Here is a 26075-nt window from a genome sequence, read left to right as displayed (position 1 = left end):
GGTGCTCAGATCTCCCCAAAATTTTTCAGCAACTGTGCGCCGAAGTGATGGCTCTTTTCAGGATGACACTGAACGCCGTAGATGTGGTCGCGTGCGACGACGCAATCAAACTTTAGGCCATAAGTGGCTGTAGCCGCGACATGCTGCCTATCTGTCGCTTCGAAGTAATAGGAATGCAGAAAGTAAAAGCGAGGGTCTCGCTCGAAGTCTGAGAACAAGCGATCGTTGGTTCGCAGTTCCAAATCATTCCAGCCCATATGAGGCATCGGGAGCTTGGACGACTCGGCCGTAGTGGCAAATGCCTTGACTCTTCCTGGCACCCAATTCAGGCCAGGAAGCATACCCTCATCTGACCCGGAGGCCAACATCTGCATGCCTACACACACGCCCAGCAACGGCACTTTACGGTCGAGGACCATGGCTGTCAGGGGCTCACGCATGCCGGACTGGTTCAACAAGGTCATGGCGTGATCGAACGCGCCCACACCAGGAAGAATGAGTCGTTGCGCATCGGCCAGGTCCTCAGGTGTACGCGCCCGCTCAGCGGGTAGCCCTAGGCGCTTGAACATGGTCATGAAGGCCTGGATATTGCCCACACCATAGTCGACGATACGGATCATCTGAAGTACCTTTTCTCTAGGCCCAGCATACGCATAATGTTGGCGCCTAACCCGATCATCCAACGCTTATTGCGATAGTCCCTATAAGTCTTCTTGGGCAAGTCGAACAGTGCCTGGAGTTCATCCACAGAGAGATCCAATTTGTGGGCGACGTACTCGAACTCCTGCTTCAAAAAGTGCTCATCCATCTCGGGGCGGGAGATGCGATCGAGAGCGGCGTCGCGCGACATCTGCCCAGTCTGGACGAGACTGGAGAAGTGAGCTCTTCGCTTCTCGTAGCCAAAACGGCGGGGAAGCCAGTAGTCCTCATAGAAACGTGTGAAGCGAGACTCATGGTGTTTGTGTTGAAAGCGCTGCCAGCCGAACAATGAGCCCAGCTCGTCTTCTGCGGCCTTCTTTTCAAAGGGCACCAGGTTCAGCGGGTGATAGACCTTCATGCCCAAGATCTTCTGGTACAGAAGCTTGTAACGCAGAATATCCGTCAATGGAAACGAATCCAGTGGGCGCTTTCCAAACTGCCGATGAATATCATTGAAAAGCCAAGTATCAATGCCGAGATAGCCCCCCCACTCTTCGGGTTCTCGGCAGCACTCTGTTGAAAAATTTGAACCTGTGATGATGTGCTTGATCTTGTGCTGACGTGCAAACTTATACAACGCAGAGAAAAACGAAGCATCTTGGACCAGGTCTTGGTCCGGAATGCCAGACCGAAGAAATGCGACCTGCAGATCCTTCATCTCTTCCCAATTGACGACCTCGGTGTAGAGATCCAGCCCCAGGCCATCCACCAGCTTCTCGATGTTGCCAACGGCTTGGTCAGTGTTCCAGCCAGCATCCACATGGAACAGGAGAGGACGAAGCCCCATCTTCACTTTAGCGACATAGGCGGCGTAGGAGCTGTCCAAGCCGCCAGAGAGTCCGATGATGCAGTCGAAGTCGCGGCCACGCCCCGCTGCCTTGATGCTCTCCGCCATCTGGGTCAGCTGAGCCTGACCTCGGGCATCGGTATGCCAATTGGGAGCAATGGTCGCTTCGTAGTTATTGCAGTAATCGCACCACCCACGCGCATCGAACGTGATGTTCGGGTCGGTGGTATCCATGATGCAGTGGGAGCAAATTTGATATGGACGCATACGGACTCTAAATTAATTAGCTGTGGATGACTTGCTGAGCCAAGTCGGAGTACTGCTTGGCTTGAGCCATTCGAGAAAGTGAAAATGTCCTTGGTGAAACATAATCTTCTTGCCGAGCGTAGAAGCTTGCATCGGAAAAGTTTTTATAAAATTGCTCCGAATCATCGCTGATGATATGGCGCCGGCTGCATTCTAGCGCAAGAGAGCCGGCCAAAGTATCTGGCGATATGTCTCCAAGTATTGGTCTCCCGGATCCCAAGTACTCAAATAGTTTTGTGGTCAGTATGCCTTGGGCACTCAATGTATTCTTCGAAGAGGTTTCGCTGAATAAAAGATAGTCCGCTTCAACTATTTTCTGAAGTGACTCCAGGTATGGTACTGGTTCAAAAAAATGAAATGCATTCACTATGTCGGGATATTTTAACTGCAGCTCATTCTGCAGTACGGCGGCATTACCAAAAAACTCAAATCTAAAATTATCGAAAAGCAAGGGGTGAGAAGCCTTCAATCGAACAAGTGCCCTAAGAATATTATGAGGTACTCTACCTGGGGAAACAATTCCCATGTATCGAACCACTAAGGTATTTGAATCCTTTGGCTCACGCTCCAGTGTGCGAGCTTGTTCAATCAACTCATGGTCATAACCGTTCAGAATAGTGGAGACATTCGGGCTCAAGGTGCGATAGTACTTAGACATTGGCTCAGAAATGCAAACAATATGATTTGCTGATTGAACCAATCTGCGGTCAATGACCTTCTCAAGAGCTTTGGCGAAACGTCCACCCGGCATCTCGTGACACTCACTGAAATGATCGCGGTAGTCCAAAACACAGGGCTTTCCAAACCGAAACTTGCAAATCAATGCCGCCAACACCATTGGCCATGGTGGTGTAGTGCCGATCACTATATCTGCAGCCTTAATCGCAGACTTGGCTTCATTTGAGAACCATGGGCTCAAAAACGAGAATGAAAACGGTAATCTAGGGTCTGGAATCTGTCCCAATAGATCCATCACCCAATCTTTAACTCGTCGGGCGAGAGACGGCCTTCCTGAATACATTGGTTCAAAGCGACCTCCGTTGTCAATGGATGCTCGCCGCAGGCCGAGCCAATTAAGCTCGATCAAGTTGACTCCTGGGGGAACACTCTCGGTAAACTCACCATGAGAGGTGTTCTTCTGAGGCGTGATGACGGACACGGTATGCCCGAAACTCACAAAATACTTTGACAGTGCCTCAGCGCGCTTCGCCCCAGAGCTATTGATAGGTGGAAAATAGTGCGCAATTAGAACGACGTTCATGATCAATTCGTGGAGATTTGAAGTCTGTGAAGAAGGTCTTCGGCAATCCGCTCTGCCGCACGCCCATCGCCATAGACTGCGTTGAACTGCACAGGCCAGTCTGTCTTTGATAGTGCAGACAGAATGAGTTCGGGGTTAGAACCAACAAGAACGTTCACCTTTGCCTCGACGAGCTCAATCCATTCGGTTTCTTCGCGAAGGGTCACGCATGGCTTATTCAAAAAATAGGCTTCTTTCTGAAGACCGCCGCTGTCTGTCATCACCAAGCTTGACGCCTCAATGAGTGCCAGCATGTCGATGTATCCAACAGGTGCAATGACACGGACATTAGCCGGAATCTTTAGGCCGAAACTCTCGATCATTTTTGTAGTTCTGGGGTGAATTAAAAACACGGTATCAACGCCAGACTGTGCAATGCCGCTAAATATTCTCTCTAACGACGCCTTGCTATCTACGTTTTCTTTTCTATGCAGCGTCATCAAGCTGAATCGAGCTTGGGATAGGTTCAATTCTCGAACTATGTTGCTCTGAGTCTTTGCGATACCCTGGAAGCGCCGAACGACATCCAGCATAACATCTCCAGCGTTGTGTATCTTACTCTCGGCAATACCTTCCTTCAGCAGATTACTGATTGCACTTTGACAGGGCGTATATAGTATGTCAGAAACATGGTCTGTAAGAACTCTATTTATCTCTTCAGGCATTGCACGCCGGTAGGAGCGTAGGCCAGCCTCCACATGAGTGAGCTTAATTCCCATTTTAGACGCGGCAATCGCTGCAGCCAGAGTCGAATCTGTGTCGCCATACACTAGCACGGTATCCGGGCACTCTTCTATAAACACACGTTCCAGTGCCTCAATCATTCGCCCAGTGTTTTGACCATGAGATCCGCCGCCAATGCCTAGATTGATCTTTGGGTCCGGTATCTTCATCTCTTCAAAAAAGATATCTGACATCGTTCGATCAAAGTGCTGGCCAGTATGCACAATTGTTTCGCTCAGAGTGCCTGTTTCTTGCAACCTTGGGCTAAGCGCGGCGGCCTTCACAAACTGGGGCCTAGCACCGACGATGGTGACAACTTTGAAAGTTTTAGAGTTAAGTGCCATGACGATCTACTCTGATATAGAGTCCATGAAGTAGCATGTAAGCGAATCCATTGCTCAGCAGCATGCCAATAAGAGGGGCGGAAAACAAAACAAAGGCAAATATCAGCCACAGAGATTGGAACCCAATATCCGTCGAAATCTTAAACCAGCGAAAAGTGAGGCCAATGATTAACCCGAAAATAACTACACCTGGCCATCCAAAATTCACATACGCATCAATGCAAAAGACCGCATTTGAGTTGGCTGTGTCATTCCAGCCGCCAAACTGATGTTCGAAAACGAATCGCTCAAGGTTTATGCGCTCAATGCCGAGAATAGAGGAGATAAGCGTGCTGGTTGCCCCCATGAGTGGGCGGGATCCAAATTGCTCTGAATGCACAACTAGCGTGTCCGTTGCAGTAAATATAGGTACTGCCGCGGCACGCCAGATGAAGTAATCAATAGGATTGCTTGGCGCATACAGAGCGGTCAAGTAATCGCTTGATCGTGTATTGCTGGTGTCGCCACCCTCGCCTGCCAAGGAAAGTGCAGTGGTCAGAAGTAACAGGCCAACAGTCCCAAAAATAACGGGTAAGAAAATCTTGGTGGAAAGTTTTCTGGTGATCGCCAGAAAAACCAGCAGTGGGAGAATCAAATTAAGGAACAATGCTTTCTGCATAAAACTGATGCAGAAGAGGAAAAATACTGCGGCTGCCCAGTGTCTAAGCGAGGATTTGACACGATATAGCAATACTATGCTGTAAGGCACAATTGTGTTGACTAGAAAGGTACTAATGTAAAGGAGGGCAATCCCAGCACCTTCTCGACCCTTTAGGAACTCACCGCGCTCTTGACTCAATTCATTGCTCGTTGCGCCCCCTCGCAAGGCTGTCCAAATTGGAATTGATGGCGCTGTTGAAAATGTAATGAGCACAAATGCAATAAATATTAGCCAAGTCACGGCAATAAAGACACGACGATCTATGGCCAGACGTGGAGCGGAAGGTTTGAATCTGGAGTCAAACAACGATATCTGTGATCCAAGCAGCATGCTTGTCACTGCGCAGATAGTAATGAGGCTGAGCAGTAAAAAGGATTCTCCAACAGGCGCAATCAAGTAGACTGCTGCAGGGGCAATCGCATATACAACCAACAGTATCGCTGAAAAAATAAAAAGGCCATTTTGAGGGACTAATGCCTTTTCGAAAAGGTTCAGCTGTCTTGTCTTTGAATTTTGAGGGAGATGCTGCGGGCGCAAATCGCCATCTTGGGCGCAATGCTTATCTATTATCTTCGCGGTCATTGCTGGATTTCTCCTACTGCGATAACGGCAGCAACGGAGGCAAGAAGCCAAGGTGAAATCCACAGTAGCAGTTTGTTCAGCGGCGGGAGTGCTGTTTTTTGATTGATTTTTTGTAGATGTTTCAATATGATGAATGTATAAATAAAATATACAAAGGCGCCGGATAATATGTAGGTTTCAATCATCCAAGTGGGAAAAACTTGACCGGCTCCCCAAGTGGCGCCAACTCGAATCACGAGGGCGAATACTTGCAAACCCATAGCGGCTCCTTGGGCTCCTACAACATGCAATGCCATCGAAATTGGTGAGGCAATGAATTGCAGGAAAAACCATGGCGCCATCCAAGTTACAAATACTGCTGCTGCTTCCCAGTTGCTTCCGAAAACCACGGGAAATAGTGAGGGTGATATAATGCCTATCGCTAGAATTGGACCTGCACCGACCTTGACAAGATTTGCAATCACATGAGATGTGAAATCTCCCAATTTACCCTGTTGGTGCTCCTCAGGTGCTCGTGACAAATAAACTTGCCCTACGGCTGAACCGAGCAGACTCATAGGCGCCTGTAAAGCCAGCATCGCGAGAGCCAGATGTCCAACTTGAGTTGTACCGAGAGTGGCCGCAATTATGACGATTGGGACTTGTGAGGCGGCTTGGTTTGAGAAGGCTTCTAATGTGGAGTATAGGGGGTATTTTATATACTGTTTCGCGATTGTCTTTAAATTCTTTAATATCCTGATTGCGAAAGACTTTATAAAATAATCTCTTCCAAGATATATCAATGCGACTAAACTTGCTGCAAACCCGGCAGCAGGTCCTGCGAGTAACCCAATTGTGCCGGCGCCCATCGTTGCGGAGATGGCTTGTACACTTGACGTGGCCAGCGCTTGACCTAGGCGAGCTTTAGCGATGGATCCGAAATTCTGTTGTCGAATATGCCAACTTTGGAGGGCATTCCATGCGCCAAAGCAGAATATGCCGATGGGAATAAGCCATTTCCCTTGGTCTAGTGCCGGTTCTCCAAACCATAATACTAAGCTGTCGAAAAATACTGCAACGACAGCGCAAGCCAAGAGACCTGCGACTGCTGCACTGGCCAGCGAGATGGTCAAGAGTGCCAGACTGTCTTCATCGCTTCGTGGCAGGGCAACCGCCACATCGTATCGGAGACAGGCAACAACGCCGATTGTTGACACGATAGCTGTCAGTACGGCAAGGGCTCCGAAGTCTGCAGGATCATAGAGGCGGGAGAGGATAGGCATGGCCAGTGCTGTGACAGCGTGCGCAGCTGCGGTTCCTCCCACGAGCACGGCAATGGCTCGGACGAAGCCTTGTTTCGCCGTGCGTACTGACGGGGGAGGAGAGGGCACAGCGCTAGCCTCTGAGGTGTCAATGTGTGTTCAATGATTTGGCAAGGGCATTCACTACAGTTTGGAGGTCTGTGCTGCTCAAATCAGGGCTCATGGGTAGGCTCATGACCTCTTTGGCCATACGCTCGCTATGCTCAAAAGTTTGAGGTGTTGGCAGGGCATAAGCGGGCTGCAAATGCAGAGGCTTTGGGTAATGCACCGCAGTGGGAACTCCGGTTTGCTTCAGCGCGTCTTGAACGGCTTCCCGATTCTTAACCTTCACCGTGAATTGGGCCCAGACACAGTCTCTGTCTGGCTTGACTTCCAACAGTTCAACACTTGAGCCACAGGTTTCGGTGATCAAGCTCCGGTATTGCTCGCCAAGGTGTTTCCGTTGGTCCAACTCCCACTGGAACCGTTCGAGCTTCGCCAATACGATCGCGCATTGAAGTGTGTCCATGCGACCACCAACCCCGAGGCGGGTGTGTGTGTAGCGAGCGCTCTGGCCGTGTACACGGATCTCGCGACTCGCTATCGCCAACTGATCATCATTAGTGAAGATGGCACCGCCATCGCCATAGCAGCCTAAAGGTTTGCTAGGAAAAAAGCTCGTGCATCCGAAAGTAGAGAGATTGCAACTACGCCGACCTTTGTAGGTGGCTCCGAAACTCTGGGCGGCGTCCTCGATCACTGGCAGACCACCATGGCGAGCAGCAATAGCGTTGATCTCGTCCATGTCTGCCGCTTGACCATACAGGCTCACCGGCATGATGGCACGGGTCTTCGGGGTGATGGCGGCTTCAATCAGTGCCGGGTCGATGTTGCATGTGCCTGGTTGGATGTCCACAAAAACGGGAACACCACCCAGCAATACGATCACTTCGGCCGTTGCGGCAAAGGTAAACGGAGTGGTGATGACTTCGTCGCCAGGGCGCAGATTGAGCGCCATCAGTGCGATTAACAGGGCTTCAGTTCCGCTCGATACAGTGATGCAGTGCTTGGCACCAGTGAATGCGGCCAACTGCTGTTCCAACTCATGTACTTCGGGCCCCATGATGTACTGACCATGGTCGAGTACCGTTTGAATGCGAGCGTTGATGCTGTCGCGCAGTGCACTGTACTGCGCCTTGAGGTCAATAAACTCCATAGTGGCCTTCGCTCAATAAGTTCAATTCGTTCATGGGGCGGCTTGAGCGGATGGAACGCAGGTCAGGACGCGTCCATTCAGCACATACCGATCTTGGGTGTGTGGGCAGAGGTATTCCCCGTCGCCCTGCAAAGGCAAGGGAATCCGCTCACCGTGTCTGCTCATCCAGCCTATGTGCCGTCCCGGAACACCGGCCACCAGGGCGAAGTCAGGCACATCACGATTCACCACCGCACCGGCACCGATGAAGGCAAAGCTTCCAACAGTGCAGCCGCAGACAATGGTGCAGTTGGCACCCAGGGTGGCGCCTTTGCGGACCAGTGTGTCGCGATACTCACTCTTGCGTTCTACGAGTGAGCGCGGGTTGTACACATTGGTGAACACCATGCTGGGGCCGCAAAACACACCCTCTTCAAGGGTGACGTTGTCGTAGACAGAAACATTGTTCTGAATTTTGCAGTGATCACCGATCTCCACTTTGTTTCCGACAAAGACGTTTTGGCCAAGTGAAACGCCCTTGCCAATGCGAGCCCCTCCGCACACATGCACGAAATGCCAGACTCGCGAACCTTCGCCAATCTGCGCGCCTTCATCGACGATGGCGGAAGCATGAACAAAGACGGTCATGCCAAACGGCTCACAAAGGGATGTACTTCATTGTCCGCGCCACGAACGATTTGGGCGGTACGGATGACATCCACTGTTTCAATGCAGTGGCGGGCATCCTTGAGGCCGTAACCACGCCCAGACAAGATCTCACGATAGCTGGTGGTGTGAAGGTCCGTGAAGCCTTCGCTGAATTCGAGTTGCTCTCCGCTGATGTCAATGTTGCGGTAGGTGGGTTTTTTGCCTTTCACTTCTTCAGGCAAATCATTCGCATCAATTGACAGGAACCAACGTACTCGTGCCCGCTCATACTCGAGGTAGCCAGCAGCTTTCGCTTCTCCGCTGTAATGGACAACGTTGCGCTGAAGCTTACCGAAAATGAAATGCAGCATGTCATAGAAATGCACACCGATGTTTGTGGCAACACCGAACGACTTTCGAGGGTCTCCCTTCCAGCTCTCCATGTACCACTTTCCGCGGGACGTGATGTAGGTGAGTTCGACGTCAAACTTCTTGTCTAAGGGCGCTGCAGCGACCTTTTCTTTGAGCTTCAAAATAGCATCGTGATGACGCAACTGGAGAATGTTGTAGATGCGCTGGCCGGTCTCTTGCTCCAGGCGCTCCAGTTCGTCCATCAGCGCTGGTGTGGGCACCAATGGCTTTTCGCAGATGACATCGCAACCTAGGCGCAAGCCCGCTGCAATGTGAGGATGATGCAGGTAGTTGGGGCTGCATATGGCCACATAGTCGACGCGCGTAGCTGGGTCCCGCTTGAGGCACTGCGCATGTTCGTAGAAGCGTTCAAACTCAGTGAAGAACTCACTCTGAGGTGAGATGCTGTCGATGATGCCAACCGAGTCATTGATGTCATAGGCCACCGCCATATGATGGCCTGTCTCCTTGATGGCGCGCATGTGGCGTGGGGCGATATAACCGGCCGCGCCGATAAGTGCAAAGTTCTTCATGGGAGTTCTCAAAGGCGAAAGACGTTGAATCCAGCGTTTGCCAGGGCCTGCTTGTCGTAGAGGCTCTTCAGATCCCCCAACACCGGTGTGTGCTCCCAGCGGCAGTAAGACTTCAGGGCTTCGGGTGAGAGTTCTCGGAACTCTTGGTGCCCAACAGCGACGACCAGCGCGTCCACAGGGTGATCTGCATCAATAGTTCCGAGTGGGATGCCGTACTCATGCATCACCTCGTCAGCATCAGCCCAAGGGTCCATCACGACGACTTTGGCATTCCATGAGGCCAACTCCTTGACCAAGTCGGCGACTTTGCTGTTGCGAATGTCAGGGCAGTTCTCTTTGAAAGTGACCCCGAGAACACCAATCGTGCTTCGAGCCACATCGATGCCTCCATTCAGCATACGCTTGATGATGCTGCGTGCGGCATAACGCGCCATGTCATCATTGATTCGCCGCCCAGCCAAAATCACCTGGGGGTGATAGCCCAATTCTTCAGCCTTGTGGGTGAGGTAGTACGGATCGACACCGATGCAATGGCCCCCCACCATGCCCGGACGGAACGGCAGGAAGTTCCATTTGCTGCCTGCGGCCTCGAGCACCTCCAGGGTATCAATACCTATGCGCTCAAAAATAACGGACAACTCATTGACGAACGCAATGTTCAGATCGCGCTGGCTGTTTTCGATGACTTTTGCAGCTTCAGCAACTTTGATGCTGCTGGCTTTCCAGGTACCAGCCTTGATGATGCTTCTGTAGAGTCCGTCAACGGCCTCTGCGACGGCCGTTGTGCTGCCGCTGGTGATCTTCTTGATGGTGGTAAGCGTGTTGACCTTGTCCCCTGGGTTGATGCGCTCAGGGCTGTATCCGCAAAAGAAGTCGACATTGAACTTGAGACCACTGAACTTCTCGAGTACCGGGACGCAAACCTCTTCCGTGGCACCTGGATAGACCGTCGATTCGTATATGACAATGGAACCGGGCTTGAGTGACTGTCCAACCGTCTGACTCGCCTTGACCAACGGCGTCATGTCCGGGCGGTTGGCTTGGTCTACAGGCGTGGGAACGGTGACGATGAATACCCCACAGCTCCTCAAGTCATCCAATTGGTTGCTGAACTGCAGATGAGTCGCTTCAGCGAGTTGAGACTCATTCACCTCTAAAGTACTGTCGTGGCCAGATCTCAGCTCACTAATACGCGCAGCGTTGATGTCAAAGCCGATCACGGCGCGCTGCTTCCCAAACTCCACAGCCAGAGGCAAGCCCACATAGCCCAAACCGATGACTGCAATCTTAGAGTTTTGAATGTTCATACTTCATTACCTGTCCTGTTGTTTGTCAAGCAGGGGCGCAACACGTGGGTCGAACCTCACCTGGCAGCCCAACCCTCTCTCGGTTGGGCATCCCTCGAAAATCTAACTCGCTACTCCTGCGGAGCACCTTGTATGCACTTGGTGCCCGAGCCGAACAGCAATACTTGGGCTCATCGAGCTGTGGCTCGCCGAGCCCGCCAAATCACCAAGCCTGAAGCCACCATGAGGCCAAAAAAGCCGCCAAGCACTACGAAAACTGAGCGCTTAGGTTTGGATTTACGTTCAGCAGGCTGGGCCACATCGACCACTTGAATCAAGCCACCCTCCCTGCTTTCATCCACTCTGGCGATTTCATACTGGCGGGACATCAGTTCGAACAAAGTCTCCTGATACTTGAACTCGCGATAGCGTGTGATGTAGTCAGCACTTGGGCCGTCTTGAGCGGTAACTGCAGACTCCTGTTCATTCAGGCGTTGCCGAAGTGACTGAACAGTCGCCGCGAGTTGCAGCACCTCAGGTGTCGTATCAGTCAAGGTTGCTCTTAGCGTCTGGAGCTTGACCTCAGCGGTCGCCAGTTCGGCACGCAAACGTGCATAGGCCTCTGCGGCAGCCTTGGGCTCGGCTTTCAGGGCATTGGCATTGAAGCCGCTGGCCTCCAGAGACTTCTGAGCTTCTGTTAGCTTTACCTTCGATTGCTGCCATTGCTTCTCGAAGAAGACGCGTCTTTGCTGAGCCTCGGTAACGGCCAAAGTTGAGGAGATGTTGCGCAACTCCTCGACGTATTGATTCGCCATACTGGCTGCTCTTTGGGGGTCAGTATCCTCAACCGTGACGCTGATCAAGCCGTCTTTCTTGCCTAGCCCGATCTGCACATTCTTTCCCAGATCCAATCGGGCGTCCTGCCTAAACTTAGCGTCATAGACTTCCATCAGCTTAAACCGATCAATCATTCGGTCTTGAACTGTCACGCTTTGCATGAAGGCTACGTACTGATCCCCTGGGGTCTTGACGGCGCCACCCGCTAGACCGGCTAATGCGCCTAACGAAGAAAGTGCTGCAGAGGTCGCGCTTTGCTGCTGCTGTGGTGGCAGAAAGGTGGTGGTGGAAACGAAGGTCGGCGGGATGAGGAAGGACACACCAAGCGCGATTGCCGCGCCTCCAATGGACACTCCCAGAACGGTAAGCCAACGTGCCAGTACAGGCTCTAGCAGTTCTCCAATGGAGATGTCGTCTGGATACTGAGCGGCATTGACGGAATGGTCAGTCATGTCAGATCCCCAGAGCCTTAATGCCCGCCAAGCCCAAGCCGAACTGATAGAGGATCTGCGTCCAATCCTTCGCGTCTTGCGTCAGTGTCGTCTTGTTCAGCTCTTCAGGAACAAAAATGGTGTCGCCTGGCAACAAGGCAGCGGTTTCGAAGCCGGATACGCCAGACCCCCAAAAGCTCGCGCCCTGCCGTGCACTAACCACCGAGCCATTGGCCCGTACCACAAACATGCTCCGGGCGTCCGCACCCCGGGTGGGGCCGCCGGCCAGCTTGAGGAAGTCCCCGGTCGTGGCACCAGAGGCGTAGATAAAACTGCCAGCGTTGAACACGCTGCCGAACACGCCCACCGATGTACTCTGGCTGGGGACATGCAGCCGATCGCCGTCTTCCAATGCCAAGTTCGGCAACTCTTTCGCTTCAGGCGCGATCTGGAGAACCACTCGTCCGGTGGGCCGTACCAAACGAAGGCGCTCAATCAGGCGTGCATTGGCTGCTGTGGAGTTGGTTTGGGCGGCGACTTCCTCGCCCGTTGAAACCCGTCGACTGGCTTGGGACTTAGCCATCTCTGTCTCTAGGTCACGCAATGCCTTGTCATAGTTGTCTTGCTGCTGCTGACGCACACGTTCGCGGCTGAACTCAGTGCCGAAGACATAGGCCGCATTCGTCAAGCCTCCAGCGGCCTTGACAGCATCTGCGATGGTGCTGCCGGCAGGGAGGATGTACTCACCTGGGTTGACCACTTCGCCCTCAACCTTGACGCGCTTGCGTTGCTTGTCTTTGGGCAGCGCCGCCGAAATGCTGCTGAAGGCGCGCACTAGATCGCCGGTGCCCAGAAGGCTGTTGCCGTTCTCTGGCAGGCGCATTTCAGCCACACGGCCAGTGGCACGGTCTTCAAGGCGTTCCACCGCCACCCGTGTACGGTCCGCCACCGCGTTGAAGCCGCCAGCCATGCGCAGCGCGTCGCTGAGGTTCTCTTTGGGCTTGAGCTCAAACACCGCAGGCAGGTTCACACTGCCCACGATGGCGACTTGGGGGCCCACAGGGCTGATGTGGATGACATCATCGGCCTGCACGATCTGGTCGGCTTTGCGGTCGCCGTGGATCAGGATGTCATAAAGGTCCAACTTGGCCACGACCTGACCGCCCCGGCGCAGTTGGATGTCTCTAAAGCTTCCGGCTGCCGACGGGCCTCCAGCCTTGACCAAAACATGGAGCACTGAAGACAAGCCACTGACCGTCAGGCTGCCCGGGCGATGGGCATACCCAGTGACGAACACGCGCACGCCTTTGATTTGCCCCAGCGTGGCTGCAACCTGAAAGTTTCTGAAGACGGTAGAGACGCGGCGGGCGATCACATCGGCCAGATCCGCGTGGCGAACACCCGCCACCTGCACTGCACCAATGCGAGGGATGGAGATCTTTCCGGTGCGGTCGACATTGAGACGCAAATCAGCATCCACTGAACCCCAAAGCGTCAGGCTGATTTCATCGCCAGGTCGGATGGTGTAGTCAGGAGGGACGGCGGTCTGGGCCTCTGCTCTGCTGCTGGCGGGTTCGATCAGCAACTCGGCGCCGAAGCGCTTGAGATCAAGAATGCCCGATTGTGTTCGCGCGTATTGCTCGAACTCGCCAGGCACATAGGGGGCTGCCTTGGCTCGGAAGGGAGCACTCGCCCCTTCGTCGTACTCGCCCATATCGCGTGTTAAGGCCTGGGGTTGACGCAGCCGAACAGCACCCGCTGGCGCTGCTTGCCCGTCCATGGTTTGCCCTGCCCCGAAGGAGTCGCGGCCCGCATCGGCTGCGTTTTGTGCAATCGCGGATTGCGTGAGCAAGACGAAAAGTGCCGCAAGGGCGCCCATCCACCGGAGTTGCTGAGTCAAGGGCTTGTTCATAGGGGAATGACGGTGGGGTGGGCTAGATGCCGCCCCTTTTTAGGTTTTGACGCGAATCGTTGATTCTACCGAGCCCAGAAAGTGCCAAATTCTCGACTGCAGAACTTCACACAACGGGCATAGGGTGTGGTGGGCTTGCGCCTAGGGCAGCGGGCTGCGGCCGAGCAAGCTGTCAGCGGGCTTGATAGTTCGCCGCCACCCACTCCTTGTAGGCGCCGCTCTGTACCTGAGCTACCCACTCGGCATTGTCCAAATACCACTGCACCGTTTTGCGAATGCCGGTTGCGAAGGTCTCTGCAGGACGCCAGCCCAGCTCGCGCTCGATCTTGCGGGCGTCAATGGCGTAGCGGCGGTCATGGCCCGGGCGGTCGGTCACATAGGTGATCAAGCGTGCATAGGGGCCAGCCGGGTCTGGGCGCAGCTCATCCAACAGGGCACACACCGTCTTGACGATGTCGATGTTGGCCATCTCGTTCCAGCCGCCGATGTTGTAGGTCTCGCCCAGGCGGCCACTGGCCAGCACAGCGCGGATGCCGCTGCAGTGGTCCTTAACGTACAGCCAATCGCGGATCTGCTGGCCATCGCCATACACCGGCAAAGGCTTGCCTGCCAAGGCGTTGACGATCATCAGCGGGATCAGCTTCTCGGGGAAGTGATAGGGCCCGTAGTTGTTGGAGCAGTTGGTGGTGACCACCGGCAGGCCGTAGGTGTGGTGCCAGGCGCGCACAAGGTGGTCGCTGGCCGCCTTACTGGCGCTGTAGGGGCTGTTGGGCTCGTAGGGGTTGGTCTCGGCAAAGGGCGGGTCGGTGGGCTTCAAGCTGCCGTAGACCTCGTCCGTGGAGACATGGTGAAACCGGAAGTTCGCCTTGGCCTCGCCTTGCAGCGTGCCCCAATAGGCACGGGCTGCTTCGAGCAGGTTGAAGGTGCCTTCGACATTGGTCTTCATGAAGGCGCCGGGGCCATGGATGGAGCGGTCCACATGGCTTTCAGCCGCAAAGTGCACGATGGCGCGGGGCTGGTGGGTGCGCAGCAACTGGTCGACCAAAGTGCGGTCGCCGATGTCGCCGTGCACAAACACATGGCGGCTGTTGCCTTGCAACGACGCCAAATTGGCCAAATTACCGGCGTAAGTCAGCGCATCTAGATTGATGACGGGCTCATCGGATTGAGCCAGCCAGTCCAACACGAAGTTGCTGCCGATAAAGCCGGCGCCGCCGGTGACGAGGATCATGAGATGCCTTTGAATGCAGGTAAGGATCGGCGATGCTTTTTTGAGTTTTTTGGGCGCATCTCCGGAAAAACGCCATAGCGCATGCCAGCCCGTGAGTGTAGTCAATTGCCGTGATTTCTAGCAAAAGGAGATAATGCAAGGCGATGACTATTGAAAACACTGCCTTAGAGCCCAGCGCCCCTGTGGACGCTTCCCCCGCCCGTTTTGACACGCTTCCACTGGATCCCAAGCTCTTGCGAGCGGTGGAAGACCAGGGTTACGCCTTCATGACGCCGATTCAAGCCCAAGCCATCCCGGTGGTGTTGGCGGGCCGTGATGTGATGGGGGCCGCGCAGACGGGTACGGGCAAAACGGCAGCGTTTTCCATCCCGTTGCTGCAAAAAATGCTGCGGCACGAAAACAGCAGCGCCTCACCGGCTCGCCACCCCGTGCGGGCCTTGGTGCTGGCGCCCACGCGCGAGCTGGCGGATCAAGTGGCGCAAAACGTCAAGGCCTATGCCACGCACAGCAACTTGCGGTCGTTGGTGGTGTTTGGCGGGGTGGACATGAAGCCCCAGACGCTGGACCTGAAGCGGGGCGTGGAAGTTTTGATCGCCACGCCAGGCCGCTTGCTGGACCACATCGAAGCCAAGAACTGCTCTTTGGGTCAAGTCGAGTACGTGGTGCTGGACGAGGCCGACCGCATGTTGGACATTGGCTTTTTGCCGGACCTGCAGCGCATCCTCAGCTACCTGCCCAAGCAACGCCAGACCTTGCTGTTCTCGGCCACGTTCTCACCCGAGATCAAGCGCTTGGCCTCCAGCTATCTGCAAGACCCGGTCTTGGTGGAGGTGGCGCGTGCCAATGCCACCGCCTCAACGGTGGAGCAGCGCTTCTACAGCGTGGAGGGCGATGACAAGCGCCGTGCGGTGCTCAAGCTGCTGCGGGACAACGACATCAAGCAGTCCATCGTCTTCGTCAACTCCAAGCTCGGTGCGGCCCGTTTGGCCCGTTCATTTGAGCGGGACGGCCTGCGTACTTCGGCCCTGCATGGCGATAAGTCACAAGATGAGCGCTTGAAAGCCCTGGCAGCCTTCAAGGCGGGCGAAGTGGATTTGCTGGTGGCCACTGATGTGGCAGCGCGCGGCCTAGACATTGCGGACCTGCCAGCCGTCTTCAACTTTGATGTGCCCTTCAATGCCGAAGACTATGTTCACCGCATTGGCCGCACCGGCCGAGCGGGCGCCTCTGGGCTGGCGGTGACTTTGGTGGCGCGCAGCGATGCGCGACTGATCGGTGACATCGAAAAGCTGATTAAGAAGAAGATCGACCTCGATGCCTTGGAGTTCGAGGATGACCGGCCACGACGCCCTTCCTTTCGCGACACTGAAGACGCACCTGTTGCGCGACCGCGCAGCGAACCTCGCTATGAGTCTCGGCCTCCGGCTGCGCCCAAAGATCCTTTCTTTGATAGGCCTTACGAATCCTCTGAGCGCGAGCAGCCTGCCGCCTGGGAGCGTGGCCCTGCACCTCAAGCGCCGGTGCGCTTGTCACCCAATATCCGGCCCAAGCGCAAAGTAGCGGCCTTGTTGGGTGGCGGCAAGGCCTGAGTAGCTTCATGAGTGCTGATTGGCGTCCGCGTCTCTGGCGCGCTGTGTTTGTGGTGACGGTGCTGACCATTCTTGTCCTGGCCCTGGCACCCATGCCGCCGTCCCCCAGATCCGTGCCTTATGCCGACAAGGTGCAGCACGCCTTCGCCTTCTTCGTCTTGTGGGTGATGGGCGCACGCACCGGCTGGTGGCGCAAGCTGCCGCTGGCCGGCATGTTGCTAGGGCTCGGGGCCTTGATTGAAGTGGCCCAAGGCTTGACGGGCTACCGTGAAGCCAGTTTGCCCGACTTGGCGGCGGATGCCCTGGGCGTCGCCCTTGGCTGGGGCTTGGTGGCCGTTAAGCCAGCCACATGAACACTGCGGGCAGGTCGGCCGGGAGTGTCGGGCTGGCTTGTTGGCGCCATTGAGCCACACTCAGAGTCTTGCAGCCGCCGCCTGTTGAGGTCAAGCCCCAGGCGACGCTGAGCCGAGTGCTGGGCTTCAGGGCTTGGATCAATGCCGTCAACAGCGCGGTGTTCCTGTAGGGCGTCTCAATCGCGATTTGGGTCTGCCCCTCCTGCGCAGAGCGCGCTTCCAGAGCGCGCACCCGTTGAGCCCGCTCCGCGTTATCTTGGGGCAGATAGCCTTCAAACGCAAAGCGTTGACCGTTCAAGCCGCTGGCGGCCAGGGCCAAGGTCAATGAACTCGGCCCCGCCAAGACGTCCACCACAATGTCGCGCCTGTGCGCAGCGCTCACCAGTCCAGCACCTGGGTCGGCCACACCGGGCAAGCCGGCGTCTGACAGCAGGCCGATGTCGTGCCCAATTTGCGCGGGGGCCAGCAGGGCCTCCCAAGCGTCTGCGCCAATGCCTTCGGTGCTGCCTTTGCGGGCTCTGGGCATCTCCTGAATGGAAAGCTCCTGCAAAGGCTTGCTTAAAGGCTGCACCTCATTCACGCGCTTGAGAAACGCGCGGGCGGTCTTGGCGTTCTCCACCACCCAGTGCTGCAGGCCAGCGGCGCGCTGCAATGCCCCTAGGCTCAGCACCTGCTCAATCGCTGTCGGGCTGGTGGCCAAATCCAGCGTGTTAGGAACCAAGACCAAGCGTCCGCGGGTGTCGCTCATGCCAGCCCCTCGGCAGCAAGCAGCGGGTCCAGTCCGGCTGCGCGCATCAAGGCTGCGGTGCGGATCAAGGGTAGGCCGATCAACGCTGTGGGGTCGTCAGAGACGATGGCTTCGAGCAGAGAGATGCCCAGCGTCTCGCACTTTGCGCTCCCAGCGCAGTCGTAGGGCTGCTCCAGGCGCAGATAACGCTCAATATCTCTGGGCTTGAGTGGGCGGAACCGCACCTGCACCGGGGCCAGTTGTACCTGTGCAAAGCCGGTACTGCGGCGCACCACAGCCACTGCGGTTTGAAACACGATTTGTCGGCCGCTCATGCGGGTCAACTGAGCCACAGCGCGTTCGTGGGTACCGGGTTTGCCCACGGCTTCTCCGTCCACGTCGGCCACTTGGTCGGAGCCAATCACCACAGCATCAGGGTATTGGCTGGCCACAGCCTCTGCTTTGGCCAAGGCCAGTCGCAGCGCCAAGTCTGCGGGCCGCTCGCCCGGTAGCGGAGTTTCATCGACGTGGGGCGACACGGCTTGGAAAGGAGTCCTGAAACGCTCCAGCAACTCGCGCCGGTAGCGCGATGTGGAGGCCAAAATCAATGCAGGGGAGGGCGACATGCGCCGATTTTCCCACTCTTGCCCCCTTAAACTCCGGGCCATGACGGCAACATCACTCAACCCCCTGCGGCTCGACATCAAACCGCTGATCACGGAGGCCCAAACCGTGCAAGGCCAAGCCTCAGTCGCCCAGCTTGAGCGTCTGCATGAACTCACCATGACCGAGCACATGCCGCCAGAGACCTCGGTGGCGTGGCAGTTCCAAGGCGAACTGCGTCCCGTGACGGGTGGCCCACCTGAAATGTGGGGGCGGCTGGCCGCCGATGTCGAGGTGGCGCTGGTCTGCCAGCGATGCCTGGGGCCAGTGCGTGAGCATCTCTCGCTGGACCGCTGGGTGCGCTTTGTGAACACCGAGGAGGAAGCCGAGGCGCTGGATGCCGAGTTGGAAGACGATGTCTTGGCCCTGCCGCGCTGGCTGAACATTCTCGAGCTGATCGAGGATGAGTTGATTTTGGGCATGCCGCTGGTGCCACGCCACGGCGTGTGCCCCAAACCGCTGCCAGTGCCTGCAGATGACCTGCCGGTAGTGCCCGAGGAGAACCCGTTCGCTGCATTGGCGGGCTTGAAGGGTAAGTTGGGCAAATGACGTGTGCATGCTATACTCGCGGACTTTCCCGGTCTTACGGCATGCGCCTCAGTGATTGATGCGCGCCTATGCTGAGGGTGCCGGGCGGCCCGCGAGGGTTGTGTGTGCGGTTTTGGCTTCAGTCCTGAACCGATGATTTGACGAGCGCCGGGGTAAGCCCGCTGAGTCTTGCGGATGCAAGTTTCAGCCCTTGGGTTTATCGCGCGCTGTTTTGCGTTTTTAAAGCGCACCAGGAGATTTCCATGGCTGTTCAGCAGAACAAAAAGTCGCCCTCCAAGCGGGGTATGCATCGTTCCCACAACGCGCTGACCCAGCCGGGCACTGCCATTGAGGCCACCACCGGTGAAGTGCATCTGCGTCACCACATCAGCCCGACCGGTTTCTACCGTGGCCGTAAGGTCCTGAAGACCAAGGCTGACGCCTGATCTTTTGGGGTGGCTGAGCGAGCGCTCTTGCAGTGTTTCGCTATGTCCATGTGGTGCGCCGCAGGTCCTCTCGAATGCTCTTGCGTTCAGAGAGTGGGCGCTTGAAGTTTGCGCCCGCTTTGCCTACGCTGTGTCTCACACCGATTCTCTGACGCCCCTATCGCGTGTCCGCCTCGCCGTGGACTGCATGGGCGGCGACCATGGCCCCTCTGTTACCTTGCCGGCCTGTCAGTCCTTTCTGGCGGCGCATCCGCAGGCTGAGTTGCTGCTCGTCGGCACGCCAGAGGGCCTCGCGCCTGCTTTGGGTTGGCCGCGCTGCGTTCATGTTCACGCCTCTGAAGTGGTCACCATGGATGACCCGGTCGAGGTGGCGCTGCGTCGCAAAAAAGACTCGTCTATGCGGGTCGCCATCAGCCAACTGAAATCGCAAGGGGAGTCGCCCCCTGCGGCTGATGCCTGCGTGTCTGCGGGCAACACAGGTGCCCTGATGGCGCTGGCGCGTTATCTCCTCAAGACCCTGGACGGCATTGATCGCCCCGCGATTGCGTCGGTGATCCCCAATGATCGCGGTGAGTTCACCACCATGCTGGATTTGGGTGCGAACGTTGATTGCTCTGCAGAACACCTGCTGCAGTTCGCGGTGATGGGCAGTGCCTTGGTGTCGGCCGTCGACGGCAAAGCCGAGCCGTCGGTGGGTTTGCTCAATATCGGAGCGGAAGCCATCAAGGGCAGCGAAGTCATTAAGCAAGCCGCCGATTTGTTGCGCGCTGCTGCAGATGATGGTCACCTCAATGTCTACGGCAATGTCGAGGGCAATGACATCTTCAAGGGCACGGTGGATATCGTGGTCTGCGATGGTTTCGTTGGCAATGTGGCCCTGAAGACCACAGAGGGCCTCGCGTCCATGCTGGCGCACTTCATCAAAGAAGAGTTCACTCGGACGTGGTGGACGAAGTTAGCCGCATTGGTGGCCTTGCCTGTGCTGAAGCGCTTCAGAGCCCGGGTCGATCCGCGCAGTTTCAATGGTGCTGCGCTGCTCGGTTTGCGGGGCCTTGTGTTCAAGAGCCATGGTTCTGCCGATGCATTTGCTTTCGAGCGGGCATTAGCGCGCGCTTATGATGCAGCCAGAAATCGTCTGCTCGATCGGGTGCGGGATCGCATCATCGAGACTCTTGAGGCGATGCCTTCTGCAGCCGACGGCGCGTCGGGTGCACCTGTTGCAGCATGACCGCATCTTCCACTTTGCCCCGATACACCCGCATTGCCGGCACCGGCAGTGTGTTGCCGCCGCGACGTGTCACCAACGCAGACTTGGTGGCCCAACTCGCCGAGCGGAACCTGGAAAGCTCTGACGAGTGGATCGTCGAGCGCACAGGCATCCATGCGCGCCACTTTGCGGCGCCTGAGGTGACCTCCAGCGATCTCGGCACAGAAGCTGCTCAACGGGCACTTGAGGCTGCGGGCATCTCGGCCCAAGAGATCGATCTGATCATCGTCGCCACCTCTACGCCGGACATGGTGTTCCCGTCGGTGGCCTGCTTGATCCAGCGTCGCTTAGGCATCGTGGGCTGCCCGGCTTTTGACGTGCAGGCGGTGTGTGCCGGCTTTGTCTATGGCCTGACCGTGGCTGACGCGATGATTCGAGCAGGCTCGGCCAAGAAGGCCTTGGTCATCGGCGCTGAAGTTTTCTCTCGCATTCTGGATTTCAACGACCGCACCACCTGCGTGCTGTTCGGGGATGGCGCTGGCGCCGTGGTGCTAGAAGCCAGTGCTGAGCCTGGCCTTTTGGCCACCAAGCTCCATGCCGATGGTCGTTACGCCGATGTGCTGTGCACACCCGGCACGGTGTCTGGTGGTCAGGTCTTGGGCTCACCGCTGTTGCGCATGGACGGTCAGGCCGTGTTCAAGCTTGCCGTATCGGTGCTTGAAAAGGTCGCACGCGAAGTGCTGGAAGCCGCCGGCCGCACTGAAGACGACATTGACTGGCTGATCCCGCATCAGGCCAACATCCGCATCATGCAAGGCACTGCGCGCAAGCTCAAAGTGCCTTCTGATCGTGTCATCGTGACCGTTGATCAACACGGCAACACCTCAGCGGCGTCCATCCCGTTGGCCTTGGATCATGCTGTTCGTTCTGGCCGCATCAGTCGGGGCGACACCGTGATGCTGGAAGGCGTGGGCGGTGGATTCACCTGGGGCGCGGTGTTGTTGGATTTCTGACCTCCCCACGCAAGACTTCCATGACAGCATTTGCATTTGTATTTCCGGGCCAAGGCTCCCAAGCGGTGGGCATGTTGGACGCTTGGGGCGACCACCCCGCCGTCCGCGACACTCTGCGTGAAGCCAATGCGGCTTTGGGTGAAGACTTGGCCAGTTTGATCCAAGCTGGCCCCAAAGAGCAGTTGGACCTTACGACCAACACCCAGCCCGTGATGCTCACGGCAGGCATCGCCTGCTACCGTGCATGGCTGGCTGAAGGCGGTGCCAAGCCGGCAGCCGTTGCCGGGCATTCTTTGGGTGAATACACCGCTTTGGTGGCCGCGGGCAGTCTCAGCCTGGCTGATGCACTGCCCCTGGTGCGCCTGCGAGCACAAGCCATGCAAGAAGCCGTGCCGGTCGGCGTGGGTGCCATGGCCGCTATCTTGGGTCTCGATGCTGAGGCTGTCAGAACCGGTTGCTTGGACGCCGCTGCCGCCAGTGGCCACGTGGTCGAAGCCGTGAACTTCAATGACCCCAAGCAAACGGTCATTGCCGGCACCAAAGAAGGCGTGGCCGCAGCCTGTGACTTGCTCAAGTCACGGGGCGCCAAGCGTGCGTTGCCTCTGCCCGTGTCGGCACCGTTTCATTCCTCTTTGATGAAGCCTGCTGCTGAGCGTCTCAAGGCTCGTTTGAGTGAGATCGAGGTCCGCTCGCCCGAGATCGCCGTGGTCAACAACGTCGATGTGGCGGTGGTGCAAGATCCGGCGGCCATCAAAGACGCTCTTTATCGCCAGGCTTTTGGCCCCGTGCGTTGGGTGGAAGTGATCCAAGCGCTGCGTGCGCGTGATCTCACCCACATCATGGAATGTGGCCCTGGCAAAGTACTGGCGGGTATGGTCAAGCGCATTGATGCAGAAGCTCAGTCCGCCACCGTGTTGGACCCAGCCAGCCTGCAAGAAGTGAAGGGAATGCTCGCATGAGTGAGGTCACCACATTCGCGGGGCAAGTGGCCCTCGTCACCGGCGCATCGCGCGGTATCGGCCGCGCCATTGCCATGGAACTGGCGCGCCAAGGTCTGCACGTCATCGGCACCGCCACCTCAGAGTCAGGCGCACAAGCCATCACAGAGGCTTTGGCGGGCTTGGGTGAAAGCCGCGGCGTCGTGCTCAATGTCAATGATGCTGCAGCGGTGGATGCCACCATTGACGGCATCTTGAAGGCGCATGGTGCCTTGCACGTGTTGGTCAACAACGCCGGCATCACCCGCGATACCTTGGCCATGCGCATGAAGGACGACGACTGGGATGCGGTGGTCGACACCAATCTCAAGGCGGTGTTCCGCATGTCGCGCGCCGTGCTGCGGCCCATGATGAAGCAGCGCTATGGCCGCATCGTCAACATCACCTCGGTGGTTGGGGGGATGGGCAACGCGGGCCAAGCCAACTATGCTGCGGCCAAGGCCGGTGTGGCGGGCATGACCCGTTCGCTGGCCCGAGAACTGGGCAGCCGCTCGATCACGGTGAACTGTGTGGCCCCAGGCTTTATTGCCACCGACATGACCGATGCACTGCCTGAAGCGCAAAAGGCTGCGCTTCAGCAACAAATCCCCTTGCAACGCCTGGGGCAAGCCGAAGAAGTCGCCCATGCCGTGGCGTTCTTGGCTTCGCCACAAGCGGGCTATATCACTGGCAGCGAACTTCCCGTCAATGGCGGGATGTTCATGAACTGAACCCCCTGGGGCGGAGTACCCACGCTGCCAGCGTAGAATCCGCCCCGTTTTTGAATCACCTCCCGGAGGAGATATGAGCGATATCGAAGCACGCGTCAAGAAGATCATTGCCGAACAACTCGGCGTTCCCGAAGCTGACGTTGTCGGCGACAAGGCCTTTGTGGCCGACCTGGGCGCAGATTCCCTGGACACTGTGGAGCTGGTCATGGCTCTGGAAGACGAATTCGGCATCGAGATCCCCGATGAAGAAGCCGAAAAGATCACCACGGTGCAATTGGCGGTGGACTACGCCAAGAACAACGCCAAGGCTTGATCTTGACTCAGGGCACTCATTGGGTGCCCGATACCAGTCGCCCGCTTTGACGGGCCCTGGGCCCTACAACGCACCGATCTTCACGCATGACTCGTCGACGCGTCGTCATTACCGGCCTTGGGCTCATCAGCCCGGTCGGCAACACCGTTTCCGAAGGCTGGGCCAATTTGGTCGCCGGCCGCTCAGGCATTGGCACCATCACCAAGTTCGATGCGTCGGGCTTGACCTGCCAAGTTGCCGGTGAGGTCAAAGGTTTCCAAGTCGAGGACTACGTCCCCGGCAAGGAAGCCAAGGCCATGGACACCTTCATCCATTTCGGCATGGCCGCGGCCATTCAGGCCGTTCAGGATGCGGGGCTGCCAACGGGCGACGCCCTGACAGAAGACGAAGCCGAACGCATCGGTTGCCTCATCGGTTCAGGGATTGGCGGTATGCCCGGCATCGAGGCGACGGCCAAACTCATGTTTGACCGTGGTCCGCGCCGGATTTCGCCATTCTTTGTGCCTGCCTCGATCATCAACATGATCTCCGGGCACGTTTCTATTCGGTTTGGCTTTACCGGTCCGAATCTCGCCATCGTGACGGCGTGCACCACCGGCCTGCATTGCATCGGCCAGGCTGCGCGCATGATTGAAGCAGGTGACGCCGACGTGATGGTGGCGGGTGGCTCTGAAGCCACCGTGTCCATGCTCTGCGTGGGCGGTTTTGCCTCGGCACGTGCGCTTTCCACCCGCAACGATGACCCAGCTACGGCCTCGCGCCCTTGGGACAAAGACCGCGATGGCTTTGTGATGGGCGAGGGCGCTGGCGTGATGGTCTTGGAAGACTACGAGTACGCCAAACGCCGTGGCGCGCGCATCTATGCTGAAGTCATTGGCTTCGGCATGGGGGCAGACGCCTATCACATGACCGCCCCCAACGTGGACGGCCCCAAGCGCACCATGAAGGCGGCGTTGCGCAATGCCGGCCTCAACCCCGACCAAGTTCAGTACCTCAATGCCCATGGCACCTCCACGCCGCTGGGCGACCTGAACGAAACCAATGCCATCAAGCTGGCCTTTGGTGACCATGCCAAGAACCTGGTGGTGAATTCCACTAAGTCCATGACGGGTCACTTGCTGGGCGGCGCCGGTGGTGTCGAGTCGGTGTTCAGCGTGCTGGCCTTGCATCACCAAGTCTCACCGCCCACCATCAATATCTTCAACCAAGACCCCGAGTGCGACCTGGACTACTGTGCCAATGAAGCTCGGGACATGAAGATCGATGTGGCTGTTAAGAACAACTTCGGCTTCGGTGGCACCAACGGAACGCTGGTGTTCCGCCGGATTTGACGCGCCGGCTAGCCAGCATGAAGGTCGCGCCAACGGCCGCGCGGCCCCAGCAACTCGCTGTCGCACCCTACGGGTCTTGCGCGCTTGATGCGCTCGCTGGCACCTGATGGAAAGCCCTGCGGACATTGATACCGCCTTGGTGGCGCGCGTGCAGCGCGGCGACACCAAGGCCTTTGAAATGCTGGTCATCAAATACCAGCGCCGCATCGAGCGCCTGATCGGCCGCATGGTGCGCGACGTCGACCAGGTGCAAGACATTGCCCAGGAAACGTTCATCCGTGCCTACCGCGCCCTTCCAGGCTTTCGTGGCGAGAGCGCGTTCTACACCTGGCTCTACCGCATTGCCGTCAATACGGCTAAGCGGGCTTTGGGTGACCTTCAGCGCGACCCTTTGGTCATCGAGGCCTCTCGGGCAAGTGCTGATGAAGATGATGAAACTTATCGGCCGGATTTGGAACCAAGCGATGGAGCCACGCCGGAATCGGAGTTGGCCAGCAAAGAAGTCGCTGCCGCAGTGAATGCCGCCATTGAAGCACTGTCCGAGGACCTTCGGCAGGCCATCACCTTGCGCGAGATTGAAGGTCTAAGTTATGAAGAGATCGCCGACATCATGGCTTGCCCGATTGGAACCGTTCGGTCGCGGATCTTCCGTGCCCGAGAAGCCATCGCATTGCGCCTGCGCCCCCTGTTGGCGACCCGCTCGGGTGAGCGGTGGTGAGTGGGATGATCTTGTTGCTTGGTCTGTAGGAGTTAGCTCATGACACGCGCCATTCCCCAATCGCCCCCGCTGACGCCTGAGCAGATCAGCGCGCTCTTCGATGGCGAAGCGGCGGACGCGCCCGAGTTGGAGCGCCTCTGCCAGCAATGGTCTGACGACAGCACCCGCGAAGATTGGCACACTTGGTCTTTGATTGGCGACGTCTTGCGCTCTGAAGACTTGGCCCAAAGACCGAGCCATGACGCTCAGTTCCTCGCCGGATTGCGACAAAAAC

General features: G+C 57.0%; 27 protein-coding genes. 12 read left to right on the top strand and 15 right to left on the bottom strand.

Annotated elements, in window-relative coordinates:
- Positions 1–5: 5 nt before the first annotated feature.
- The 13 genes from hisH to rfbB all read right to left on the bottom strand — a co-directional run bounded on the left by hisH (position 6) and on the right by rfbB (position 15205).
- Positions 6–620, bottom strand: coding sequence for an imidazole glycerol phosphate synthase subunit HisH (gene hisH / locus ACIQ3Q_RS04985; protein WP_396267892.1), 615 nt, complete (start codon positions 618–620; stop codon positions 6–8).
- The gene (locus tag ACIQ3Q_RS04980) at positions 617–1753 is read right to left on the bottom strand and encodes an N-acetyl sugar amidotransferase (RefSeq protein ID WP_396267891.1); all 1137 of its coding nucleotides are present in this window, start codon (positions 1751–1753) and stop codon (positions 617–619) included. The genes hisH and ACIQ3Q_RS04980 overlap by 4 nt, the downstream gene beginning before the upstream one ends.
- Positions 1754–1769: 16 nt before the next feature.
- Complete coding sequence (locus ACIQ3Q_RS04975) at positions 1770–3053, bottom strand: glycosyltransferase (protein WP_396267890.1); 1284 nt, start codon at positions 3051–3053, stop codon at positions 1770–1772.
- Between the two features lie 2 nt (positions 3054–3055).
- Positions 3056–4159 (bottom strand): non-hydrolyzing UDP-N-acetylglucosamine 2-epimerase, encoded by a 1104-nt coding sequence (wecB, locus tag ACIQ3Q_RS04970; RefSeq protein ID WP_396267889.1) that lies wholly within the window; start codon positions 4157–4159, stop codon positions 3056–3058.
- Complete coding sequence (locus tag ACIQ3Q_RS04965; protein WP_396267888.1) at positions 4149–5441, bottom strand: hypothetical protein; 1293 nt, start codon at positions 5439–5441, stop codon at positions 4149–4151. Before ACIQ3Q_RS04965 ends, wecB begins: the two co-directional genes overlap by 11 nt.
- Positions 5438–6811, bottom strand: coding sequence for an oligosaccharide flippase family protein (locus ACIQ3Q_RS04960; RefSeq protein ID WP_396267887.1), 1374 nt, complete (start codon positions 6809–6811; stop codon positions 5438–5440). The genes ACIQ3Q_RS04965 and ACIQ3Q_RS04960 overlap by 4 nt, the downstream gene beginning before the upstream one ends.
- A gap of 19 nt (positions 6812–6830) precedes the next feature.
- Complete coding sequence (locus ACIQ3Q_RS04955) at positions 6831–7937, bottom strand: DegT/DnrJ/EryC1/StrS family aminotransferase (RefSeq protein WP_396267886.1); 1107 nt, start codon at positions 7935–7937, stop codon at positions 6831–6833.
- A gap of 30 nt (positions 7938–7967) precedes the next feature.
- A complete protein-coding gene (locus tag ACIQ3Q_RS04950) occupies positions 7968–8564 on the bottom strand; it encodes an acyltransferase (RefSeq protein ID WP_396267884.1) in 597 nt (198 codons plus the stop codon).
- The gene (locus ACIQ3Q_RS04945; RefSeq protein ID WP_396267882.1) at positions 8561–9508 is read right to left on the bottom strand and encodes a Gfo/Idh/MocA family protein; all 948 of its coding nucleotides are present in this window, start codon (positions 9506–9508) and stop codon (positions 8561–8563) included. The genes ACIQ3Q_RS04950 and ACIQ3Q_RS04945 overlap by 4 nt, the downstream gene beginning before the upstream one ends.
- Positions 9509–9516: 8 nt before the next feature.
- Positions 9517–10815, bottom strand: a complete 1299-nt coding sequence (locus ACIQ3Q_RS04940) for a nucleotide sugar dehydrogenase (protein WP_396267881.1) — start codon at positions 10813–10815, stop codon at positions 9517–9519.
- Positions 10816–10985: 170 nt separating this feature from the next.
- Positions 10986–12083: a GumC family protein gene (locus tag ACIQ3Q_RS04935; RefSeq protein WP_396267880.1), complete on the bottom strand. Its 1098-nt coding sequence runs from the start codon at positions 12081–12083 to the stop codon at positions 10986–10988.
- Position 12084: 1 nt separating this feature from the next.
- Positions 12085–13974 carry an SLBB domain-containing protein gene (locus ACIQ3Q_RS04930; protein ID WP_396267879.1) on the bottom strand — a complete coding sequence of 630 codons (1890 nt, stop codon included), beginning with the start codon at positions 13972–13974 and terminating at the stop codon, positions 12085–12087.
- Positions 13975–14146: 172 nt separating this feature from the next.
- The gene (rfbB, locus tag ACIQ3Q_RS04925; protein ID WP_396267878.1) at positions 14147–15205 is read right to left on the bottom strand and encodes a dTDP-glucose 4,6-dehydratase; all 1059 of its coding nucleotides are present in this window, start codon (positions 15203–15205) and stop codon (positions 14147–14149) included.
- A 143-nt stretch (positions 15206–15348) separates the two neighbouring features.
- On the opposite strand from rfbB, the gene ACIQ3Q_RS04920 reads away from it, so the two are divergent.
- A complete protein-coding gene (locus ACIQ3Q_RS04920) occupies positions 15349–16794 on the top strand; it encodes a DEAD/DEAH box helicase (RefSeq protein WP_396267877.1) in 1446 nt (481 codons plus the stop codon).
- Between the two features lie 8 nt (positions 16795–16802).
- Positions 16803–17147 (top strand): VanZ family protein, encoded by a 345-nt coding sequence (locus ACIQ3Q_RS04915; RefSeq protein ID WP_396267876.1) that lies wholly within the window; start codon positions 16803–16805, stop codon positions 17145–17147.
- Here ACIQ3Q_RS04915 and ACIQ3Q_RS04910 read toward each other — a convergent pair.
- Positions 17131–17895, bottom strand: coding sequence for an SAM-dependent methyltransferase (locus ACIQ3Q_RS04910; RefSeq protein ID WP_396267875.1), 765 nt, complete (start codon positions 17893–17895; stop codon positions 17131–17133). The two genes, ACIQ3Q_RS04915 and ACIQ3Q_RS04910, sit on opposite strands and share 17 nt — an antisense overlap.
- Positions 17892–18500 (bottom strand): Maf family nucleotide pyrophosphatase, encoded by a 609-nt coding sequence (locus tag ACIQ3Q_RS04905; protein WP_396267874.1) that lies wholly within the window; start codon positions 18498–18500, stop codon positions 17892–17894. Before ACIQ3Q_RS04905 ends, ACIQ3Q_RS04910 begins: the two co-directional genes overlap by 4 nt.
- 40 nt (positions 18501–18540) lie before the next feature.
- Here ACIQ3Q_RS04905 and ACIQ3Q_RS04900 point away from each other — a divergent pair, with 40 nt between their 5' ends.
- From ACIQ3Q_RS04900 to ACIQ3Q_RS04855, 10 genes are all read left to right on the top strand, one after another.
- Positions 18541–19086 carry a YceD family protein gene (locus tag ACIQ3Q_RS04900; RefSeq protein WP_396267873.1) on the top strand — a complete coding sequence of 182 codons (546 nt, stop codon included), beginning with the start codon at positions 18541–18543 and terminating at the stop codon, positions 19084–19086.
- 242 nt (positions 19087–19328) lie between these two features.
- Positions 19329–19511 carry a 50S ribosomal protein L32 gene (gene rpmF / locus ACIQ3Q_RS04895; RefSeq protein ID WP_210808742.1) on the top strand — a complete coding sequence of 61 codons (183 nt, stop codon included), beginning with the start codon at positions 19329–19331 and terminating at the stop codon, positions 19509–19511.
- A gap of 148 nt (positions 19512–19659) precedes the next feature.
- Positions 19660–20739, top strand: a complete 1080-nt coding sequence (gene plsX / locus ACIQ3Q_RS04890) for a phosphate acyltransferase PlsX (RefSeq protein ID WP_396267966.1) — start codon at positions 19660–19662, stop codon at positions 20737–20739.
- Positions 20740–20753: 14 nt separating this feature from the next.
- On the top strand, positions 20754–21731 hold the full coding sequence (locus tag ACIQ3Q_RS04885; RefSeq protein WP_396267965.1) for a beta-ketoacyl-ACP synthase III: 978 nt from the start codon (positions 20754–20756) through the stop codon (positions 21729–21731).
- Between the two features lie 20 nt (positions 21732–21751).
- Positions 21752–22690: an ACP S-malonyltransferase gene (fabD, locus tag ACIQ3Q_RS04880; RefSeq protein WP_396267872.1), complete on the top strand. Its 939-nt coding sequence runs from the start codon at positions 21752–21754 to the stop codon at positions 22688–22690.
- Entirely contained in the window at positions 22687–23439 is a 753-nt protein-coding gene (gene fabG / locus ACIQ3Q_RS04875; RefSeq protein ID WP_396267871.1) for a 3-oxoacyl-ACP reductase FabG, read from the top strand. The genes fabD and fabG overlap by 4 nt, the downstream gene beginning before the upstream one ends.
- A gap of 73 nt (positions 23440–23512) precedes the next feature.
- A complete protein-coding gene (gene acpP / locus ACIQ3Q_RS04870) occupies positions 23513–23752 on the top strand; it encodes an acyl carrier protein (RefSeq protein WP_210808750.1) in 240 nt (79 codons plus the stop codon).
- A gap of 86 nt (positions 23753–23838) precedes the next feature.
- Positions 23839–25083 carry a beta-ketoacyl-ACP synthase II gene (gene fabF / locus ACIQ3Q_RS04865; RefSeq protein ID WP_396267870.1) on the top strand — a complete coding sequence of 415 codons (1245 nt, stop codon included), beginning with the start codon at positions 23839–23841 and terminating at the stop codon, positions 25081–25083.
- 106 nt (positions 25084–25189) lie between these two features.
- A complete protein-coding gene (rpoE, locus tag ACIQ3Q_RS04860; RefSeq protein WP_396267869.1) occupies positions 25190–25801 on the top strand; it encodes an RNA polymerase sigma factor RpoE in 612 nt (203 codons plus the stop codon).
- 39 nt (positions 25802–25840) lie between these two features.
- A partial coding sequence (locus ACIQ3Q_RS04855; protein WP_396267868.1) for a sigma-E factor negative regulatory protein occupies positions 25841–26075 on the top strand: 235 nt, incomplete at its 3' end.

Source organism: Ideonella sp., from assembly GCF_044358605.1.
GTDB lineage: Bacteria > Pseudomonadota > Gammaproteobacteria > Burkholderiales > Burkholderiaceae_C > Ideonella.
This window is presented reverse-complemented; position numbering and strand designations above follow the sequence as displayed.

Coding starts and splice junctions, on each gene's coding strand:
- wecB (WP_396267889.1), bottom strand. CDS start 4,159: ATGGCACTTAACTCTAAAACTTTCAAAGTTGTCACCATCGTCGGTGCT.
- hisH (WP_396267892.1), bottom strand. CDS start 620: ATGATCCGTATCGTCGACTATGGTGTGGGCAATATCCAGGCCTTCATG.
- fabF (WP_396267870.1), top strand. CDS start 23,839: ATGACTCGTCGACGCGTCGTCATTACCGGCCTTGGGCTCATCAGCCCG.
- fabG (WP_396267871.1), top strand. CDS start 22,687: ATGAGTGAGGTCACCACATTCGCGGGGCAAGTGGCCCTCGTCACCGGC.
- ACIQ3Q_RS04910 (WP_396267875.1), bottom strand. CDS start 17,895: ATGAGCGACACCCGCGGACGCTTGGTCTTGGTTCCTAACACGCTGGAT.
- ACIQ3Q_RS04920 (WP_396267877.1), top strand. CDS start 15,349: ATGACTATTGAAAACACTGCCTTAGAGCCCAGCGCCCCTGTGGACGCT.
- ACIQ3Q_RS04940 (WP_396267881.1), bottom strand. CDS start 10,815: ATGAACATTCAAAACTCTAAGATTGCAGTCATCGGTTTGGGCTATGTG.
- ACIQ3Q_RS04975 (WP_396267890.1), bottom strand. CDS start 3,053: ATGAACGTCGTTCTAATTGCGCACTATTTTCCACCTATCAATAGCTCT.
- fabD (WP_396267872.1), top strand. CDS start 21,752: ATGACAGCATTTGCATTTGTATTTCCGGGCCAAGGCTCCCAAGCGGTG.
- ACIQ3Q_RS04980 (WP_396267891.1), bottom strand. CDS start 1,753: ATGCGTCCATATCAAATTTGCTCCCACTGCATCATGGATACCACCGAC.
- rpoE (WP_396267869.1), top strand. CDS start 25,190: ATGGAAAGCCCTGCGGACATTGATACCGCCTTGGTGGCGCGCGTGCAG.
- ACIQ3Q_RS04955 (WP_396267886.1), bottom strand. CDS start 7,937: ATGGAGTTTATTGACCTCAAGGCGCAGTACAGTGCACTGCGCGACAGC.
- ACIQ3Q_RS04935 (WP_396267880.1), bottom strand. CDS start 12,083: ATGACTGACCATTCCGTCAATGCCGCTCAGTATCCAGACGACATCTCC.
- ACIQ3Q_RS04930 (WP_396267879.1), bottom strand. CDS start 13,974: ATGAACAAGCCCTTGACTCAGCAACTCCGGTGGATGGGCGCCCTTGCG.
- ACIQ3Q_RS04945 (WP_396267882.1), bottom strand. CDS start 9,508: ATGAAGAACTTTGCACTTATCGGCGCGGCCGGTTATATCGCCCCACGC.
- acpP (WP_210808750.1), top strand. CDS start 23,513: ATGAGCGATATCGAAGCACGCGTCAAGAAGATCATTGCCGAACAACTC.
- ACIQ3Q_RS04950 (WP_396267884.1), bottom strand. CDS start 8,564: ATGACCGTCTTTGTTCATGCTTCCGCCATCGTCGATGAAGGCGCGCAG.
- ACIQ3Q_RS04905 (WP_396267874.1), bottom strand. CDS start 18,500: ATGTCGCCCTCCCCTGCATTGATTTTGGCCTCCACATCGCGCTACCGG.
- ACIQ3Q_RS04900 (WP_396267873.1), top strand. CDS start 18,541: ATGACGGCAACATCACTCAACCCCCTGCGGCTCGACATCAAACCGCTG.
- ACIQ3Q_RS04915 (WP_396267876.1), top strand. CDS start 16,803: ATGAGTGCTGATTGGCGTCCGCGTCTCTGGCGCGCTGTGTTTGTGGTG.
- rfbB (WP_396267878.1), bottom strand. CDS start 15,205: ATGATCCTCGTCACCGGCGGCGCCGGCTTTATCGGCAGCAACTTCGTG.
- rpmF (WP_210808742.1), top strand. CDS start 19,329: ATGGCTGTTCAGCAGAACAAAAAGTCGCCCTCCAAGCGGGGTATGCAT.
- ACIQ3Q_RS04965 (WP_396267888.1), bottom strand. CDS start 5,441: ATGACCGCGAAGATAATAGATAAGCATTGCGCCCAAGATGGCGATTTG.